Source organism: Speluncibacter jeojiensis, assembly GCF_029589495.1.
GTDB classification, from domain to species: Bacteria; Actinomycetota; Actinomycetes; order Mycobacteriales; family Mycobacteriaceae; genus Speluncibacter; species Speluncibacter jeojiensis.
In genome coordinates this window covers 201,644-218,622 of the sequence record NZ_JAAIVF010000001.1, presented here as the reverse complement: position 1 = coordinate 218,622, position 16,979 = coordinate 201,644, and the positions used below count along the sequence as shown (strand labels likewise).

Below are 16,979 nucleotides of genomic sequence, written 5' to 3'. Positions count from 1 at the left end.
TATGACGCGACGAATCCTGCAGATCGGGGCCACCGGTCACACCGGCGCACTGACGGCGGCGGCGCTGGTCGCGGCCGGCGAACGTCCGGTCCTGGTCGGTCGCGACGCGGACGCGTTGACGGCCGCCGCGCAGAAACTCGCACCCGACCGCCCACTCGAGACCCTGGTGCTCGACGTGACGGATGTGGGCGCGTTGCGCCGCACTATCGGCGGCGACGACGTCGTGCTCAGCACCGTCGGCAGGTTTCCGGATCGGGGGCGTCCGGTGGTGGAGGCCGCCGCCGAGGCCGGGGCGTCCTACCTGGACTCCAGCTGGGAGCCCGGGTACATCCGCTGGGTTTTCGACAAGCTCGGCCGCCGGGCGCAGGTGCGCGGCGCACGGCTGATGCCCGGTTTCGGCTACGACTACGTGCCCGGTCAGCTGGCCGGGGCATGGGCGCTCGAGTCGGCCGCCGAGGTGGGCATCCCGTTCCGGCTGGAGGTCGGCTACTTCTGCGACGGTGTGTGCCGGGCCAGCGGTGCGCGGGGCCTGGCCGCGGTGACCGAGACGGCACTCGAGCCGGGGTTCACCTTCCGCGGCCGGGTGTGTGAGGACCGCCCGGCGGCGCGTACCGCCGAGTTCGAGATCGGCGGACACACCCGGGTCGGGCTGTCCACCGGGTCCGCCGAGCACCTCACGTTGCCCGAGCTGGCGCCGAGCCTGTCCGAGCTGGACGTCTATCAGGGCTGGTTCGGGTGGGCCACCGAGATCGTGTCGAAGCTGTCCGTGCTGGGGCCGGTGATCGCCGGGGTCCCCGGCAGCCGGGCACTTGCCGGCCGGATCAGCACGCTGCTCGCCGGCGGTCCGGATTCCGAGGGCCCGTCGGCCGAGGCGATGGCGCAGGGCCGCAGCCTCGTCGCGGCACGGGTGACCGACACCGGCGGGACCGTGCTGGCCGCGCTCGACCTCGAGGGCCCGGGACCGTATCCGCTGACGGCGCAGTCGCTCGCCTGGGCGGCGGCCGTCGAGGCGCACACCGGGCCGAAGACCGTGCACCGCCGAGTCGGCGCACTGGGGCCGGTCCAGGCGTTCGGCCTGGACGCGCTGCGCGACGCCGCGACACAGGCGGGCCTCGAAGCGCAGGTCGTGACCGCGGCCGGTTGATCCGCGTCGGCGCGCGGTACGGCGGTCAGCGCGCGGTACGCGCGACCTTGAGCGCCTCGGTCACCAGCGGGACCTGCAACGGCAACCGTCCCAACGCGACCGCGCGGTACGGCAGCGGGCGTCGCCACCACTGAGCGGCCATCGCGACGTTCGCCGGGAACACCGCGACGAACAGGGCCGCCGCGGCGAGCCCGCCGATCCGGCGGGTGCGCGGGACCGCCAGTGCCGTGCCGACGGCGAGTTCCGCGACACCTGATGCGTGGGTCCACAGGCGCGGTTCGCCGGGCAGTGCGCGCGGCACGATCGAGTCGAACGGTGCGGGGGCGACCAGGTGCAGGGTGCCGGCGCCGAGCAGCAGCGCGGACAGGCGAATCGCCGCGCGCGTGGCGCGGTCGCGGCCGGTGCGGGCAACGATCTGGGGTGCGTTCATGCCGACAAGCCTGCCAGTCGCAGCGGCCGCGACGGAATCTCGATACGCTGCCGCCTTGTGATCATCAGCGAATGTGGGGCCGGGTGCACCGATGGCCGGTAAGTTGCGCAGCCGCATCGCGCTCGACGACGAACTGACCGACCGGCCCGACTACGACCTCGTCAACGTCGTACGCGTCCCGGTGCGCCGTTCGAGCCCGTCGCGGTCCATCACCCTCCGCGTCGTCGTCGCGGTGGCGCTGGTCGTGCTCAGCGGACTGATCGTCTACCTCCAGCGCGACGGCTACCAGGACATCTCCGGCAAGCCGATGACGCTGCTCGACTGCATGTACCACGCCACGGTGTCGATCACGACCACCGGATTCGGCGACATCTCGCCCGTCTCGGAGAGCGCCCGGCTGGTCAACATTCTCATCATCACCCCACTTCGGATGGCCTTCCTGGTCGTGCTGGTCGGTACCACCATCGAGGTGCTCACCGAGCGGTCCCGGCAGGCCGCCAAGATCCAGCGATGGAGGCGCAAGTTGCGTAATCACACGGTCGTCGTCGGCTATGGCACCAAGGGCCGCTCGGCCGTCGACGCGCTGATGGGCGACGGCGTCCCGGCCTCGGAGATCGTCGTTGTCGACACCGACCCCGCGGTGCTGGAGAAGGCGAGTCACGTCGGGCTGGTCACCGTCAACGGCTCCGGCGCGAAGTCCGACGTGCTGCGGCTCGCCGGTGCGCCGCGGGCCTCGGCGATCATCGTCGCGGCCAACCGCGACGACACCGCGGTGCTGGTCACCCTGACCGCGCGGGAGGTCGCGCCCAAGGCCAAGATCGTCGCCTCGGTTCGCGAGTCCGAATACATGCACCTGCTCAAGCAGTCCGGGGCGGACTCGGTGGTCGTGTCGTCGGAGACCACCGGCCGGCTGCTGGGCGTCGCCACCGCGACCCCGGCCGTCGTCGAGATGATCGAGGACCTGCTCACCCCGGAGGCCGGGTTCGCCATCGCCGAGCGTGACGTCGAGCCCACCGAGGTCGGCGGCTCGCCGCGGCACCTGTCGGACATCGTGCTGGCGGTGGTGCGCGGCGACCGCTTGCTACGCGCCGGCACCGCCGAGGTCGACGCACTCGAACCGGCCGACCGGTTGCTGTACATCCGCAAGGTCTGACGTGGCCGTCGCGACGGCCACGGGTCGATAGGCTGGGGCGTGGCCTTCGCTCCGCGCTACCGCCGACTCACCCTGGGAAACGGGCTGCGGGTGCTCATCGCGCCCGACCGGAACACACCGGCGGTGGCGGTCGCCGTCCACTACGACGTCGGCTTCCGGTCCGAACCCGAGGGGCGCACGGGTTTTGCGCACCTGTTCGAGCACCTGATGTTCCAGGGATCGGCGTCGCTGCCGAAGCTCGAGCACGCGCGCGTCGTGCAGTCCTCCGGCGGCTCGTTCAACGGGTCGACCCGACCCGATTACACCGACTATTACGAGGTGCTGCCGGCCGCCGCTCTCGAGCGTGCGCTGTTCCTCGAGGCGGACCGGATGCGCGCACCGCGGATCACCGCCGAGAACCTCGCCAATCAGGTGGAGGTCGTCAAGGAGGAGATCCGGCTCAACGTGGTGGGTCGTCCGTACGGCGGGCTGCCGTGGATCCTGGTCCCGCCGCTGCTGTTCGACACCTTCGCCAACGCGCACAACGGGTACGGCGACTTCGCGCACCTCGACGACGCGACCGTCGCGGACTGCGAGGATTTCTTCGCCACCTTCTACGCCCCCGCGAACGCGGTCCTCACGATCGCCGGCAATGCGGACCCCGACCGCGTGGAGGAACTGGTGCACCGGCACTTCGGCGACATCGAACCTCGCCCGGCGCCGCCGCGCCGGTCCTTCGCCGAGCCCGGTCTGCGCGCCGAACGCCGTGGTACACATCATGATCCGTACGCGGAGTTGCCGGCGGTCGCGGTCGGCTACCGGATGCCCGACGCCGCGACCGATCTGACCGGGTATGTCGCGCACGTGGTGCTGGCGGCGGTGCTGGCCGACGGCGACTCGGCGCGGCTGCAGCGCGGTCCGGTCCAGCGCGACGGCATCGTCACCGACATCACCGTGGGCCCGGGGCTGTTCGGCACGCCGCTCGACTCCCGGGACCCCGAGCCGCTGCTGCTCACCGCCGTCCACCCGGACACGGTCGGCACGGATCGGGTGCTCGCGGCGATCGACGCCGAACTCGACGAGTTGGCCGCCGCCGGGCCGAAGGAACGCGAGCTGGCCGGGGTGGTGGCGCGCTGGCGCGCCGACACGCTGCGGCACAGCGATCGGCTGACCGCCCGCACCCTCGAACTCGGTTCGGCGGAACTGCTGTTCGGAGTGCCGGAGATGACGTGGCAGCTCGCCGACCTCGTCGCCGCGGTCGACCCGGAGCAGGTGGCGCAGGCGGCCGCGGCCGTGCGGGGGCAGTCGAGAGCAGTACTGGAGGTCACCGTGGAACAGGAGTGCTCGTGACGGACCACGACCGGCCCCGTCGGCTGCCGGAGCTGACCGCCGCGCCCGTCGAGGTGCCGATCGCATCGGCGACGTCGGTGTCGGCGAACGGCCTGCGGGTGGTGGCCGTGCGCATGCCGACCGTCCCGATGGTCGAGCTGCGGATGACGGTGCCGTTCGCCGGGCCGGACCGGCGGCACGCCGCCCGCGCAGACCTGCTCTCGTCGTGCCTGATGACGGGGACACGCTCGCGCACCCGGCTCGATCTGGACACCGACCTCGCCGTGGCCGGTGCGGCGCTGGGCGCGGCGGCCGGACCGGACTTCCTCACCTTCGCGGGATCGGCTCCGGCCGAGCATCTTCCGACTCTGCTCGACCTGCTCGACGACGTGCTCGAGCACGCCGCGTATCCCGTCGGCGAGTTCGACGGCGAGCGGGACCGGTTGGCCGAGCGGCTACGGGTGTTCCGCGCGCGCCCCGGTGTCCGAGCGCGGGAAGCGTTGCTGGCTAAGGCGTTCGGCGCACACCCGGTGACCTTCGAGGTGCCGCTGGCCAAGGATGTGGCCGCGCTGGGCGTCGAGGAGGTGCGCGCGCTGCACCGGGCCGGGGTGTCGCCGCGCGGATCGGTGCTGACGCTGGTCGGCGACCTGGACCCGGACACCGCGATCGACGCGGTCGGTGCGGCGCTCGCCGGATGGACCTGTCCGCGGCCCGCGGCGGTCCTGGAGCGGTTCGAGCCGGTCCGGCCGTCGCCGCTGCAACTGGTCGATCGGCCGCGCGGGGTCCAGTCGCAGATCCGGTTGGTCGGCAACTCGGTGGCACGGTCGGACCCGTCGTATCCGGCGGCGAAGATCGCGAATCTGGTGTTCGGCGGCTACTTCTCGTCGCGGCTGGTCGAGAACGTCCGTGAAGACAAGGGATACACCTACGGGGCTTCGTCGCTGCTGGACTCGGGTATCGCCGGCGACATGCTGCTGGTCGCGCTCGACACCGCGCGCGAGACCACCGCGGCGGCCGTGCTCGAGACCGTCTACGAACTGTCCCGCATGGTGACCACGCCACCGACGGCAGCCGAGGTGGACGCAGCACGCCAGTATGCGATCGGCGCGTTGAGCATCTCGCTGTCCTCGCAGTCCGGGCTGGCCGGCACGGTCGCCGGGATGCAGACGGTCGGCCTGGGCCTGGAGTGGCTCACCGAGCACCCGCGGGCGCTGGCGACGGTGACCGTCGACGAGGTCGGTGCGGCGGCCGCTGCGCTCTTCGGCGCCCACCGGTTCACCGGAATCGTTCAGGGCGACGCGGCGTCGCTGACCGATTCGCTGCAGTCCGTGGTAGGTGTGGTGTCGTGACCGACTTCGAACTGTTGCAGGAGCCGCTGCTCTCCCGGGGCGCACTCGACCGCCCGGTGACCCTCCGGTCCGATGAAGACGCGCTGGACGCCGGCTGGGGGGATGCGCTGGTGCTGCGGGTCAGTCCGCGCGGGCGGGTCCGGTTGCAGGGCGACCGTCTGCTGCTCGAGCGGGCCGCGCAGTTGTTCCCGCAGCGCCCGCAGGAGGCGGTGCTGCTCGGCGTCGACGCGGGCTTGCACGTGTGGGCGGTTCGGGACACGGGTTTCGACGAACGGGTGGTGCCGGGGGAGTCGGACGGGACGGTCGAACTCGGCGACCTGCGATCGTGCGGCGCGCTGCTGGGATCGACCGAGGCCGGTCAGTACGTGACCGCGCTGGCGGTGCTCAGCTGGCATACGAACGCCCGCTTCTGCTCGCGTGACGGCGCGGCGACGAAGCCCGTGCAGGCCGGATGGGTGCGCATCTGTGAGAGCTGCGAGCGCGAGGAGTATCCGCGTACCGACCCGGCGATCATCTGCCTGGTGCACGACGGAGCGGACCGGATTCTGCTTGCCCGCCAACCGGTGTGGCCGGAGCGGATGTACTCGGTGCTGGCCGGGTTCGTCGAGGCCGGCGAATCGTTGGAGGCCTGCGTGGCCCGTGAGATCGCCGAGGAGGTCGGTGTGCTGGTGCACGATGTGCACTATCTGGGCAGCCAGCCGTGGCCGTTCCCGCGCTCGATCATGCTCGGCTTCCACGCGAAGGCCGACCCCGCACAGGAGTTCGTCTTCGCCGACGGCGAGATCGCCGAGGCGCAATGGTTCACCCGCGCCGAGGTCCGCGAGGCGCTCGAGGCGGGAGACTGGTCCACCCGGGCGGATGCGAAACTGCTGCTGCCGGGTTCGGTCTCGATCGCGCGGGGGATGGTCGAATCGTGGGCGGCGGTGGGTCGGTAGAGCGGTTCCCGGGCTCGGCCCGACCCACGCGGGTAGCGTCCACACCGATTCCGTCCGAACGAAAGGCCGAACCATGCGGCTGTCCACCCGAAATCAGCTCTCCGGTGTGATCGTGTCGGTCACGCCCGGCGCGGTCATGGCCACCGTCAAGGTCCGTCTCGACGGCGGTGACCAGATCGTCACCTCGTCGATCACCAAGGAAGCGGCCGAGGAAATGGGGCTCGCGGCGGGCCAACCCGTCACCGCCTTGATCAAGTCGACCGAGGTCATGCTCGGCGTCGACTGATCGGCGGAGCACCGACCCGCCGCGCGGCCACCAGGGGGCGGAGTTCTACAGGCCCAGCGTGCGCTTCACCGCCGCCAGGGTCGGGTTGGTGGCGGTGGTCCCGTCCGGGAACTCCACGGTGGGAACCACGTGGTTGCCGCCGTTGACACTGCCGACGAACTCGGCCGCGGCCGGATCCTGCTCGATGTCGACCTCGACGTAGCCGATGCCGGCCTCCTTGAGCTGGGTCTTGAGGCGACGACAGTACCCGCACCAGGTGGTGGAGTACATGGTCAACGTGGGGGCGGACTGTTCCTGATCAGCTGTGGTCACGGCTGCGGTAACGATGCCGCCGCCGGGTTTGTTCCCCGCGTCGCCCGGTGCCGCGCCGTTGCCGTCGGTACGCACTGCAATGATGGCTGCATGCCTACTGCCGCCACCGTGACCGGTCTGGACCCGGAGCAGACGGCGGCGGTGCTGGCCCCCCGCGGTCCCGTCTGCGTGCTGGCCGGCGCCGGTACCGGCAAGACCCGCACGATCACCCGGCGGATCGCGCACCTGGTCGCCGACGGTCACGTCGCGGCCGGTCAGGTGCTGGCGGTCACGTTCACCGCACGCGCGGCGGGGGAGATGCGCACCCGGCTGCGCGAGCTGGGCATCTCCGGCGCCGGGGGTACCGTGCAGGCCCGCACCTTCCATGCTGCAGCCCTGCGTCAGCTGAAGTACTTCTGGCCGCAGGTGGTCGGTGACGTCGAGTGGCAGTTGCTCGACCGCAAGTTCCAGGTGGTCGGGCAGGCCGCCGCGCGGGCCGGTGCGGGCACCAGCCGGGAGAACATCCGCGACCTGGCCGGCGAGATCGAATGGGCGAAGGCCTCGCTGATCGCGCCGGAGGACTATCCGGCCGCGGTCGCCCGGCTGCGCCGCGAGCCGCCCGCCCCGGCCGAGCAGGTCGCCTCCGTCTACGCCGGCTACGAGGCGCTCAAGGCGCCGCACAACGCGCTGGACTTCGACGACCTGCTGCTGCACACCGCCGCTGCGCTCGAGGACAATGCGGCCGTCGCCGAGGAGTTCCGGGACCGCTACCGCTGCTTCGTCGTCGACGAGTACCAGGATGTGACGCCGCTGCAGCAGCGGGTACTGGACGCGTGGCTGGGCGACCGCGACGACCTGACGGTGGTGGGCGACGCGAACCAGACGATCTACTCGTTCACCGGCGCCTCGCCGAAGTTCCTGCTCGACTTCTCCCGCCGCTTCCCGGACGCGACGGTGGTGCGCCTCGAACGCGACTACCGGTCCACGCCGCAGGTCGTCTCGCTGGCGAACCGGGCGATCGGCGCGGCCCGCGGCCGCATCGCGGGCACCCGGCTGCAACTGATCGGCCAGCGTCCGGCAGGCCCGGAGCCGCAGTTCGCCGAGTACGACGACGAGCCGGCCGAGGCCGCCGCGACCGCGAAGGCGGTCAAGATGCTGATCGACTCCGGGGTCCCCGCGTCCGAGATCGCCGTGCTCTACCGCATCAACGCCCAGTCGGAGGTGCACGAGCAGGCGCTGACCGAGCTCGGGGTGCCCTACCAGGTGCGCGGCGGTGAGGGGTTCTTCACCCGGGCCGACGTGCGGCAGGCGGTCGGCGCGCTGCGCCAGCTGGCCGGCCGTGCGGATCTGCCCGCCGAGGCCACCTCCGGTCCCGAACTGGTCCGGCTCGTGCGGGCGGCGCTGGTCCCGCTCGGGCTCACCGACGCCGAGCCGGTCGGTACGCAGGCCCGCGAGCGCTGGGAGGCGCTGCGCGCGCTGATGCAGCTGACCGAGGATCTGCAGGTCCACGAGCCCGCGCTCACCCTCGAGGGACTGCTGCGCGAACTGCAGACCCGCGCGGAGTCGCGGCACCCACCGGTCGTCGAGGGTGTCACGCTCGCGTCGCTGCACGCGGCGAAGGGCCTCGAATGGGATGCGGTGTTCCTGGTGGGGCTCACCGACGGCACCCTGCCGATCGCGCACGCGCTCGGCAGCGGCGGCGAGCCCGACGACCAGGCGGCGGTCGAGGAGGAGCGCCGGTTGCTGTACGTCGGCATCACCCGCGCGCGTGAACACCTGCAGCTGTCCTGGGCGCTGGCGCGGTCCGAGGGTGGCCGCAAGTCGCGCCGCCGGTCGAGGTTCCTGTACGGGCTGATCCCCGAGGACTCGCCGGCCGCACGGATCGCCGCGCCGGCGAAGGAACGCAAGCGGCCGCGCTGCCGGGTGTGCGGCAAGCCGCTGGTCGGGACCATGGCGACCAAGCTGGGGCGCTGCGAGAAGTGCCCGTCGAACCTCGACGCAGCGTTGTTCGACGCGCTCAAGATGTGGCGGTCGGAGAAGTCGAAGGAGTTGAAGGTGCCGGCGTTCGTGGTGTTCACCGACGCCACCCTCACGGCCATCGCCGAGCAGTTGCCGACAGACGAGGCCGCGCTGGTGGCGATTCCGGGCATCGGTGCGGCGAAGCTGGAGCGGTTCGGGTCCGAGGTGCTCGCCGTGGTGCGCGCCGCCGGCTGACCCGGATGCGCCCGCGCCGCGGCGTCGGGTACGAAACTGCAGGTCAAAAATAGGTTGTGGGTTTCCGGAACGATCAATACCCTTGGACCGTATCGTTCGACCCGTGCGGTCCGAGTTGTTCGGGACCGAGACTCGACGGACAATGTTCCGCTGATGTAGTCCGATACCGACAGCGTGGGGTTCGCCCCGCGGAGGCACGAGCGCGTAAGGGAGGTGATGAGAATGTGGATCAAGGATCAGTGCGTGACGGAAGTCGCAGTCGCACTTGCTCCTTCGGCACCCCGTGCCGCAGCGACTCCGGCCCTTCGCGCAGCAGCGAGTCGGGCACCGCGTGCAGCGGCACCGCGTCCGGCATTCCGTCGTCGCACCGCAACCCGCGCATCCGTGAGCAGACATCCCGGCCAGGGGTAGAACACCCCTGACGCCGATGGCCACGGATCCGCACAGCGGGCCCGTGGCCTTCGTTTTTCATCACCTCTCGTCTCGGTCGAGTCAGGTGTGGACGACGGTCCGGGTCACCGACCATCGACCACACAGCTACCGACAGAGGAGATCGACGTGTTGACCACAACCCGCCGACCCATCACGCAGACCGTCCCCGCGCACAGTGACCGCATCAGGCTGGATCGGCTCCCGTGCCGCGCCGGCGAACCGGACCTCTGGTTCGCGGAGAACCCCACCGAACTCGAACAGGCCAAGGCGCTGTGCGGCGACTGCCCCGTCCGGCAGTCGTGCCTGTCCGCCGCACTCGAGCGGGGCGAGCCGTGGGGCGTGTGGGGCGGCGAGATCCTCGATCACGGCACGGTGATCGTCCGCAAGCGCCCCCGCGGCCGCCCGCGCAAGGTGGTGTCGGCGGCGTGAGCCCAGCGTTCACCGCACCCGGCGTCACCCGGCGCTCGGCGCCACCGCGGACGAGGGTGAAGATCACTCCGCGAGCGGCTCCGGGTCCGGCGCGTCACCGTGTGACGCGCCGGAGTCCGGGTCGATCAGCATCTCGGGCGCCCACCGACGGATCACCTCGCGGTAGGGCGCCTGGGCGTCGAGTTGGCACAGGATGGCCACCGACCCGAGCAGCACGCGGTGGACCATCAGGTACTGGGGCGGCAGCGTGAACGAGCGGCTGGTGGCGAACTCCCTGCCGCGCACGTCGGAGTAGCGGCCGGCGATCTCCTGCATCCACGCTCGGGTGAAGTGGAAGCGGTCGGTGTGCAGCGGTTCGACGAACGGGCGCAGGAACTCCATCGCATCGGCGGCGTCGAGCCGTTCACGTCGGGTGACGTAGCCCGCGAGTGTCATCAGGTTCACGAGTTCGTCGCGCCGGTCGTGCACTGCCAGGCGCACCATGGTGGTCAGCTCCGGCGGGATGCCGGCCGACATCTTCACCGCGGCGCCGAAGTCGATCACGCCGAGCCGTCCGTCGCCGAGCATCATGAAGTTGCCCGGGTGCGGATCGGTGTGCATCAGCCCGACCCGGGCCGGTGCCGCGAAGTGGAACTCGCACAGTCGTTCTCCCGCGGCGTTGCGCTCGTCACGACTTCCCCCGGCGATCACCTGAGCGAGCGGGGTGCCGGTCATCCACTCGGACACCACGACCTTCGGCGAGCTGGCGATGACCGCCGGCACCGCGATGTGCGGATCACCGGCGAACTCGGTGGCGAACGCGCGCTGGTTGTCGGCCTCGATCCGGTAGTCGAGTTCCTCGACCGAGCGGTCCGTCAGCTCGTCCATCAGACCCTTGATGTCGGTGCCGGGCGCGAACGGTTTGAACAGCGGTGCCAGCCGTCGCAGCTGGCGTAGGTCCGACAGCAGCGCCTCGTCGGCGCCCGGGTACTGGACCTTGACCGCCACGTCGCGCCCGTCGGACCACACCCCGTGGTGCACCTGCCCGATGCTGGCGGATGCGGACGGGGCGTCGTCGAACGAACGGAAGCGTTCGCGCCAGCGGGTGCCGAGCTGGTGGTCGAGCACCCGGTGCACCGTCTTGGCGGGCATCGGCGGGGCCTCGTTCTGGAGCTTGGTCAGCGCCTCGCGGTACGGCTCGGCTAGCTCGTCGGGCATGGCGGCCTCGAACACGCTCATCGCCTGCCCGAGCTTCATCGCACCGCCCTTGAGCTCGCCCAGGACGGCGAAGAGTTGCTCGGCGGCCTTGGCGGACAGCTCGGCGGTGATCTCGTCGCTGCTCTGGCCGGCCAGCCGCTTGCCGAGGCCGGCGGCGGCACGCCCCGCCATGCCCAGCGGAAGGGTCGCCAGCTTGGCAGTTCGTGCGGCACCGCGGCGGGGAATGTCGGACACGTGTCCCATTGTTCCTGATTCTGCCGCCGCGGGTCGGTCAGGTGGCGGGGGACGCATCGCGGAGGGTGCGGCAGCGGCACAGGGGATGCGGTGACCATGGGCGTGTGACCAGCGCGTTCGTGTCCAGTTCGACCTCGACGGTCGCGTCGAGCGTCGCCGGTGGACGGTCGGCGACCCGGCGGAACACGCGGTCGATCTCGTGCAGTGCGACGGCGGTGGTGGCCATGACCGTCGCCGTCGGTGCGCACCCGATGGTGCCGAGCAGCTGGGCGGCCAGGTGCGGCCATTCCGGATCCCGGTCGCGGCGGTGCAGGTCGGCGCAGCCGAGGCAGCTGGTGCTCCCCGGGAACACCAGTGGGCCCACGATGCCGACCCCGTCGCGCAGCCGAACCTGCAGATGCGGCACACCGGCCTCGATCAGCGCCATGACCAGGCGCGGATCGGCCACCTGGTCGTCGGTGAGGACGACCAGGTCGGTCTGCCACCGGTCGACCGCGAGATCACAGGTGTAGCGCCGGGACCGGCTCACCTGCGCACCGTCGCCCGTGAGCGCCGCGCACAATCCGTCGCCCAGGGGGCCCGGCCCGTGTACCCGGACCCGCCGCTCCGAGCGGGACGGGGCGGCGGCGACCGCGGTGACCAGCCCGGCGTGCTCGAGCTCACGCAGCACCGCATCCACCTCGGCGGGGTGGGCGCCGGACTCCGCGACCCGCGCGCGCAACTGGTCGGGGCCGGCGCTGCCGTCCAACGAACGCAGCCACGCGGCGAAACGAGCGGCGGGCACCCCGTCCGGCGGCGTGACCAGCAGGGCGCGTTCTGGATCGGAACCGATCTGGATCCGGCCGGTCGGCCGGATCAGCACGGCGAGATCGCGACGCAGCGCCAGTGGCCTGTCGTGCACAGCTGTCATGCGGGCATGGTGACACGCCGGACCACCTCGCGCCCCCGTCCGGGAGGGAGTTGTCCACAGGCTCCGGCTTTCTCCCCAGGGCGTGTTCCGTGCGGGTGCTCACCGGGGGATGAGGCCGGCATGTCGGTGCCGGTCGCTACGTTGTCGGTCATGAGTGCAGCGGGTGGGGGCGGGGCTTGCGCAGACGGGCGCTTCGCAGACCGGACTTCCGAAGGAACGCCGGCGGTCAGGTCGGCGCCGGTGGTGGAGATCAGGCGCAGCACGCGGCGCCGCCGCACGGTCAGCGCCCGCCGCGAGGGCGAGACGGTCGTGGTGCTGATGCCTGCGGGGCTGTCCGCGCAGCAGGAGTCCGAACTGGTCGCGGAGATGATCGAGAAGCTCGAACGGGCCGATCGCCGGGCGGCGCAACGTAGCGCCCGCAGCGACGACGAACTGGCGCGGCGCACCGCCGAGTTGTCGGTGCAATGGCTCGACGGCCGGGCCCGGCCCAGCTCCGTGCGCTGGGTTCCGCCGATGCGCACCCGGTGGGCGTCCTGCACGCCGTCGGACCGGACCATCCGGGTCAGCGAACTGCTACGCGGCGTGCCGCCGTACGTGCTCGACTATGTGCTGGTCCACGAGCTCGCGCATCTGCTGGTCGCCGGTGGGCACACACCGCAGTTCTAGGAGCAGGTGCGCCGCTATCCCAAGACGGAGCGTGCGCTCGGTTATCTGGAGGCTTACGCCGCGGTCGGACGGTTGCCGGGTGCCGTCCCCGGCATGGACTCGGACCCTGACGTCGCGTCCCAGCCGGGCGTGCCCGGCTGGGACGGCGAATGCGAGGCGGCCGGCTAGCGGGTCCTGCCTGCGGCCCTGATCCCGCGGACCCTAATCCCGCGGTCCCGGGTCCCCGGGCTTCGGGTCTTCGGTGTCGGCGTCGCCAGGGGGCGCGCCACCGTCGGCGTCGCGTTCGCGCTGGGCACGCTCGCGCTCGGCGGCTTCTTTCGCCTCGGTCCGCAGCAGTTGCGCGATCGGGTCGTCGAAGGCGCTGGTCCCGCCGCCGAGGACGCGATCGATGAATGCCGCGGGATCGTCCAGATCGGAGCCGTCGGGCAGCAGATCCGGGTGGGCCCACACGCCGTCGCGCTTGTCGATGCCGCCGGCCTCCGCCAGCCGCGTCCACAGTGCGGCGGCCTCACGCATCTTGCGGGGCCGCAGCTCCAACCCGACCAGTGTGGCGAACGTCTGCTCGGCGGGCCCGCCGCTGGCCCGGCGGCGGCGCAGCGTCTCGCTTAGCGCGTCGACGCCGGGCAGTCGGTCGCCGAGGGCGGCGGACACGACGGTCGACACCCAGCCCTCGATCAGTGCGAGCAGCGTCTCGAGTCGCTCGAGCGCGAGCTTCTGCTCGGGTGTCGTCTGCGGCTCGAACGCGCCCTGCTGCAGGATGTTCTCCAGCGCGGACGGATCCGCCAGCATGGACGGGTCGAAGTTCTTTGCGGCCTCCTCCATCGCGGAGAAGTCGACGCTGATGCCGCGGGCGTACTCCTCGACGGTGGCCAGCACCCGCTGGCGCAGCCACGGGACGTGGCTGAACAGGCGGTGATGGGCGGCCTCGCGGGCCGCCAGGAACACCACCAGCTCCCGCTGCGGCTGGTCGAGCCCTTCGCCGAAGGCCGCGATGGCCTCGGGCATCAGGGCGGCGGTGCCGGCCGGGCCCAGCGGCAGACCGATGTCGGTCGAGGTGAGGACCTCCTTGGACAGCTGGCCGAGCGCCTGGCCGAGCTGGGAGCCGAAGGCGAAACCGCCCATCTGCCCGACCATCCCGAGTAGCGGGCCGGCCATCTCCCGGGCCTCTTCGGGCAAGCCGCCCATCCACATCGTCGACAGCTTCTCCGCGACCGGGTCGCAGAGTCGCTGCCAGGTGTCCATGGTGTGCTCGAGCCAGTCGGCAGGGGTCCAGGCGGCGGTGACGGTGGCACCGGCCGGAAGTGTGGTGGCGTCGTCGAGCCAGAGCTCGGCCAGTCGCACGGAGTCGGCGACGGCCTGGGTGCGTTCGGCACCGATCGGTGTCGCCGATCCGATCTGCTGAAGTGCGAGCTTCTTGGCGAGGCCGTAGTCGACCGGTCCCTTCTGGGTGCCCGAGGCCATCGAATTGCCCATGCCGCTGAGCATCTGGCCGAACTGCGTCAGCATCTGACCCAGCGCTGCCGGGTCGAATCCGCCCATGGCGCCGGGATCGGTGCCGCCGGCACCCGGGCCTCCGAACATCCCGCCGAGCCCACCGGGGCCGAAGCCGAACGGGAACTGCTGGCCGCCGACGTCGTCCCCGCGGCCTTGGTCGTCCTTCCGCTTGCCGGAATCGCCCGAGCCGGAATCGTCCGGGTCGGAGTCGTCACGGTTGGAGAAGCCGAACGGCACATCGCTCATGGCTTCACGGTACAAGGATTCGCGGGCCCGGACCCGCCCCGAGATCACGCTCACGGCGAAATCCGGTTCCTGCGACCGGCGGGGCGAGGGCCGGATCGGGGCGCCTGCGTCCGGCATCGAGGCGACTATCCTCGAAGGCAGTGGCCGGACGTGCCGACCCCGCATTCCCGGAGCGATCTGCGCCGGGCGACCGGGTCGGGACGGCGGGCCCGCTGAAGGGGGCGTTCGGTGAACGATGGCCCGATCCTGGTGCTCGCGGCGACCGGCGGGCAGGGCGGTGCCGTCAGCGAGGCCCTGCTCGTCCGCACCTCGCACCTGCGGGCGCTGGTGCGCGATCCCACCTCTTCGTCGGCCGGACGGCTGGCCGATCGCGGCGCCGAGATCATCACGGGTTCGCTCGAGGACGTCGTGTCGCTGTGCGCGGCGATGCACGGTGTCGCCGCGGTCTATGCGATGACGACCCCGTTCGAGTCCGGAGTCGAGGCCGAGATCGCGCAGGGGCGGGCGATCCTGACCGCGGCGCGCCGCGAACACGTCCCCCACCTGGTGTTCAGCTCGGTGGCGGGCGCCGACCGGGGCAGCGGGGTGCCGCACTTCGAGAGCAAGGCAGTCATCGAGGGCGAACTCGCGGCCAGCGGGATCCCCTACACGATCCTGGGGCCGACCTATTTCTTCGACAACGCGCTCGCCGGCGCGCGGCGCATCGGTGAGGGTGTGCTCGAGTTGCCGCTGCCGTCCGATCGGCCGCTGCAGCAGTTGGCCCGCGTCGACCTCGGCCGGTTCGCGGCCCGGGTGCTGCTCGAGCCCAACGGCTACCTCGGCCGGCGGATCGACCTGGCCGGCGACGAACTGACCCCGAGGATGATGGCCGTGGAGTTGGGGCGGGCGCTGGGGCGGACGGTCCGGCACGAGCGGGTCGCGCTCGAAGCGATCCGCGACCCGGACCAGCGGGCCATGTGGCGCTTCCTCGACGATCCCGGGTACCGCGTCGACATGCGCGAACTGCGCGCCGCGCACCCCGGACTGGCGTGGACGTCGTTCGCGGGGTGGGCCGGTCGGGCGTTCGGGACCGCCGCCTAGTGGCCCGCCGCAACCGCGGGCACTCTACGCTGGTCCGAGTGAACCGACGGATTGTGACGATTGTCGCCGCGCTGGTGCCGATCGTGGTGCTCTGCGTGATCGGCTCGACGGTGCGGGTGCCGTTCGTGGCGTTGGGCCCGGGCCCGACGTTCAACACCCTCGGCAACGTCGACATCGACGGCAAGTCCACGCCGGTCGTCGACATCCAGGGCACCCAGCTGGACCCGACCGCCGGGCACCTGAACATGACGACGGTCTCGGTGCGCGACGACCTGACCGTCTTCGAGGCGCTGGGGCTGTGGGCCAGCGGCAGCCAGGGCCTGGTCCCGCGCGACGAGGTGTACGCGCCCGGCAAGTCGCGCGAGCAGATCGACAAGCAGAACACCGCCGAATTCCAGGGCTCGGAGGCCGACGCCGAGTCCGCCGCGCTGCGCTATCTGAAATATCCCTTCGTTGCCACCGTCGGCGGGGTCTCCCAGAGCGGACCCGCGCAGGGCAAGCTCGAGACCGGTGACGAACTGGTGCAGGTCGACGGCGCGCCGGTCGCCACCTCGGATCAGGTGCAGGCGGTGATGAAGGACACCAAGCCGGGTCAGCAGATCCCGGTCGTCTACCGCCGCAAGGGCGTCGAGGGTGCCACCTCGATCACCCTGGCACCCGGTCCCGACCCGAAGGACTCGAAGGGCGTGATGGGGATCGTGCTCGCGGATCGCCCGCAGGTGCCGTTCACCGTCGACTTCAACCTGGCCAACATCGGCGGTCCGTCGGCGGGACTGATGTTCTCGCTGGCCGTCGTCGACAAGCTCAGCCCCGGCGAGCTCAATGCCGGCAAGTTCGTTGCGGGCACCGGCACGATCGATCCCGACGGCCAGGTCGGGCCGATCGGCGGGATCGAGTACAAGATGCGCGCGGCCCGCGATGCCGGTGCGACCGTCTTCCTGGTCCCTGCCGACAACTGCAGTGTCGCGAAGCAGACTGCGCCGCAAGGACTCTCGTTGATCAAGGTCGACAGCCTCAGCAGTGCGATCGCCGGACTGGGGGACTACACCACCGGCAAACCCGTCCCTCAGTGCTGACCGTGCAGTGCTGATTCCGCAGTGCTGATCCGGTACTGACCGCCCAGGCCTGGTGCGTCCGCGGACGGTGTCTCGCTCGGCGGCGAAAATGGACAGAGTTGGAAC

At 71.4% G+C, this 16,979-nt stretch carries 17 protein-coding genes; 12 read left to right on the top strand and 5 right to left on the bottom strand.

All coding sequences use genetic code 11. The features are described from left to right. Position 1 precedes the first annotated feature (1 nt). Entirely contained in the window at positions 2 to 1,144 is a 1,143-nt protein-coding gene (locus G4X40_RS01060) for a saccharopine dehydrogenase NADP-binding domain-containing protein (RefSeq protein ID WP_277829591.1), read from the top strand. Between the two features lie 25 nt (positions 1,145 to 1,169). Here the strand turns inward: G4X40_RS01060 and G4X40_RS01055 are convergent, their stop codons facing one another. After that, positions 1,170 to 1,574, bottom strand: a complete 405-nt coding sequence (locus G4X40_RS01055; RefSeq protein WP_277829590.1) for a DoxX family protein — start codon at positions 1,572 to 1,574, stop codon at positions 1,170 to 1,172. 91 nt (positions 1,575 to 1,665) lie between these two features. On the opposite strand from G4X40_RS01055, the gene G4X40_RS01050 reads away from it, so the two are divergent. The 5 genes from G4X40_RS01050 (at position 1,666) to G4X40_RS01030 (ending at position 6,605) form a co-directional block, all read left to right on the top strand. Beyond that, positions 1,666 to 2,727, top strand: a complete 1,062-nt coding sequence (locus G4X40_RS01050) for a potassium channel family protein (RefSeq protein WP_277829589.1) — start codon at positions 1,666 to 1,668, stop codon at positions 2,725 to 2,727. A 39-nt stretch (positions 2,728 to 2,766) separates the two neighbouring features. Further along, positions 2,767 to 4,056: a M16 family metallopeptidase gene (locus tag G4X40_RS01045; RefSeq protein ID WP_277829588.1), complete on the top strand. Its 1,290-nt coding sequence runs from the start codon at positions 2,767 to 2,769 to the stop codon at positions 4,054 to 4,056. After that, positions 4,053 to 5,384, top strand: a complete 1,332-nt coding sequence (locus G4X40_RS01040; protein ID WP_277829587.1) for a M16 family metallopeptidase — start codon at positions 4,053 to 4,055, stop codon at positions 5,382 to 5,384. The genes G4X40_RS01045 and G4X40_RS01040 overlap by 4 nt, the downstream gene beginning before the upstream one ends. Beyond that, positions 5,381 to 6,319, top strand: coding sequence for an NAD(+) diphosphatase (gene nudC, locus G4X40_RS01035; protein WP_277829586.1), 939 nt, complete (start codon positions 5,381 to 5,383; stop codon positions 6,317 to 6,319). Before G4X40_RS01040 ends, nudC begins: the two co-directional genes overlap by 4 nt. Before the next feature lie 73 nt (positions 6,320 to 6,392). After that, positions 6,393 to 6,605 carry a TOBE domain-containing protein gene (locus G4X40_RS01030; RefSeq protein WP_277829585.1) on the top strand — a complete coding sequence of 71 codons (213 nt, stop codon included), beginning with the start codon at positions 6,393 to 6,395 and terminating at the stop codon, positions 6,603 to 6,605. A 45-nt stretch (positions 6,606 to 6,650) separates the two neighbouring features. Here G4X40_RS01030 and G4X40_RS01025 read toward each other — a convergent pair whose 3' ends face one another. Next, on the bottom strand, positions 6,651 to 6,875 hold the full coding sequence (locus tag G4X40_RS01025; protein ID WP_277831195.1) for a mycoredoxin: 225 nt from the start codon (positions 6,873 to 6,875) through the stop codon (positions 6,651 to 6,653). Between the two features lie 132 nt (positions 6,876 to 7,007). Between G4X40_RS01025 and G4X40_RS01020 the strand changes: the two genes are divergently transcribed. Beyond that, positions 7,008 to 9,110, top strand: coding sequence for an ATP-dependent DNA helicase UvrD2 (locus G4X40_RS01020; protein ID WP_277829584.1), 2,103 nt, complete (start codon positions 7,008 to 7,010; stop codon positions 9,108 to 9,110). Between the two features lie 582 nt (positions 9,111 to 9,692). Further along, on the top strand, positions 9,693 to 9,971 hold the full coding sequence (locus G4X40_RS01015) for a WhiB family transcriptional regulator (protein WP_277831193.1): 279 nt from the start codon (positions 9,693 to 9,695) through the stop codon (positions 9,969 to 9,971). A 63-nt stretch (positions 9,972 to 10,034) separates the two neighbouring features. Here G4X40_RS01015 and G4X40_RS01010 read toward each other — a convergent pair whose 3' ends face one another. After that, positions 10,035 to 11,411, bottom strand: coding sequence for an ABC1 kinase family protein (locus tag G4X40_RS01010; protein ID WP_277829583.1), 1,377 nt, complete (start codon positions 11,409 to 11,411; stop codon positions 10,035 to 10,037). 28 nt (positions 11,412 to 11,439) lie between these two features. Then, a complete protein-coding gene (locus G4X40_RS01005) occupies positions 11,440 to 12,312 on the bottom strand; it encodes a hypothetical protein (RefSeq protein ID WP_277829582.1) in 873 nt (290 codons plus the stop codon). A gap of 240 nt (positions 12,313 to 12,552) precedes the next feature. Between G4X40_RS01005 and G4X40_RS01000 the strand changes: the two genes are divergently transcribed. Both G4X40_RS01000 and G4X40_RS00995 read left to right on the top strand, forming a co-directional pair. Then, complete coding sequence (locus G4X40_RS01000) at positions 12,553 to 12,978, top strand: M48 metallopeptidase family protein (RefSeq protein ID WP_277829581.1); 426 nt, start codon at positions 12,553 to 12,555, stop codon at positions 12,976 to 12,978. A 6-nt stretch (positions 12,979 to 12,984) separates the two neighbouring features. Beyond that, positions 12,985 to 13,146 (top strand): hypothetical protein, encoded by a 162-nt coding sequence (locus G4X40_RS00995; RefSeq protein WP_277829580.1) that lies wholly within the window; start codon positions 12,985 to 12,987, stop codon positions 13,144 to 13,146. 33 nt (positions 13,147 to 13,179) lie between these two features. Here the strand turns inward: G4X40_RS00995 and G4X40_RS00990 are convergent, their stop codons facing one another. Continuing rightward, positions 13,180 to 14,718 (bottom strand): zinc-dependent metalloprotease, encoded by a 1,539-nt coding sequence (locus tag G4X40_RS00990; RefSeq protein ID WP_277829579.1) that lies wholly within the window; start codon positions 14,716 to 14,718, stop codon positions 13,180 to 13,182. Positions 14,719 to 14,946: 228 nt separating this feature from the next. Here G4X40_RS00990 and G4X40_RS00985 point away from each other — a divergent pair, with 228 nt between their 5' ends. Next, a complete protein-coding gene (locus G4X40_RS00985) occupies positions 14,947 to 15,798 on the top strand; it encodes an NmrA/HSCARG family protein (RefSeq protein ID WP_277829578.1) in 852 nt (283 codons plus the stop codon). A gap of 38 nt (positions 15,799 to 15,836) precedes the next feature. After that, entirely contained in the window at positions 15,837 to 16,874 is a 1,038-nt protein-coding gene (locus G4X40_RS00980; RefSeq protein WP_277829577.1) for a YlbL family protein, read from the top strand. Positions 16,875 to 16,979: the final 105 nt, after the last annotated feature.

Bases quoted from the DNA above. Each gene is read 5' to 3' on its own strand.
- G4X40_RS01060 (WP_277829591.1), top strand. From the start codon at position 2: ATGACGCGACGAATCCTGCAGATCGGGGCCACCGGTCACACCGGCGCA.
- G4X40_RS01055 (WP_277829590.1), bottom strand. From the start codon at position 1,574: ATGAACGCACCCCAGATCGTTGCCCGCACCGGCCGCGACCGCGCCACG.
- G4X40_RS01050 (WP_277829589.1), top strand. From the start codon at position 1,666: ATGGCCGGTAAGTTGCGCAGCCGCATCGCGCTCGACGACGAACTGACC.
- G4X40_RS01030 (WP_277829585.1), top strand. From the start codon at position 6,393: ATGCGGCTGTCCACCCGAAATCAGCTCTCCGGTGTGATCGTGTCGGTC.
- G4X40_RS01025 (WP_277831195.1), bottom strand. From the start codon at position 6,875: ATGTACTCCACCACCTGGTGCGGGTACTGTCGTCGCCTCAAGACCCAG.
- G4X40_RS01020 (WP_277829584.1), top strand. From the start codon at position 7,008: ATGCCTACTGCCGCCACCGTGACCGGTCTGGACCCGGAGCAGACGGCG.
- G4X40_RS01010 (WP_277829583.1), bottom strand. From the start codon at position 11,411: ATGGGACACGTGTCCGACATTCCCCGCCGCGGTGCCGCACGAACTGCC.
- G4X40_RS01005 (WP_277829582.1), bottom strand. From the start codon at position 12,312: ATGACAGCTGTGCACGACAGGCCACTGGCGCTGCGTCGCGATCTCGCC.
- G4X40_RS00990 (WP_277829579.1), bottom strand. From the start codon at position 14,718: ATGAGCGATGTGCCGTTCGGCTTCTCCAACCGTGACGACTCCGACCCG.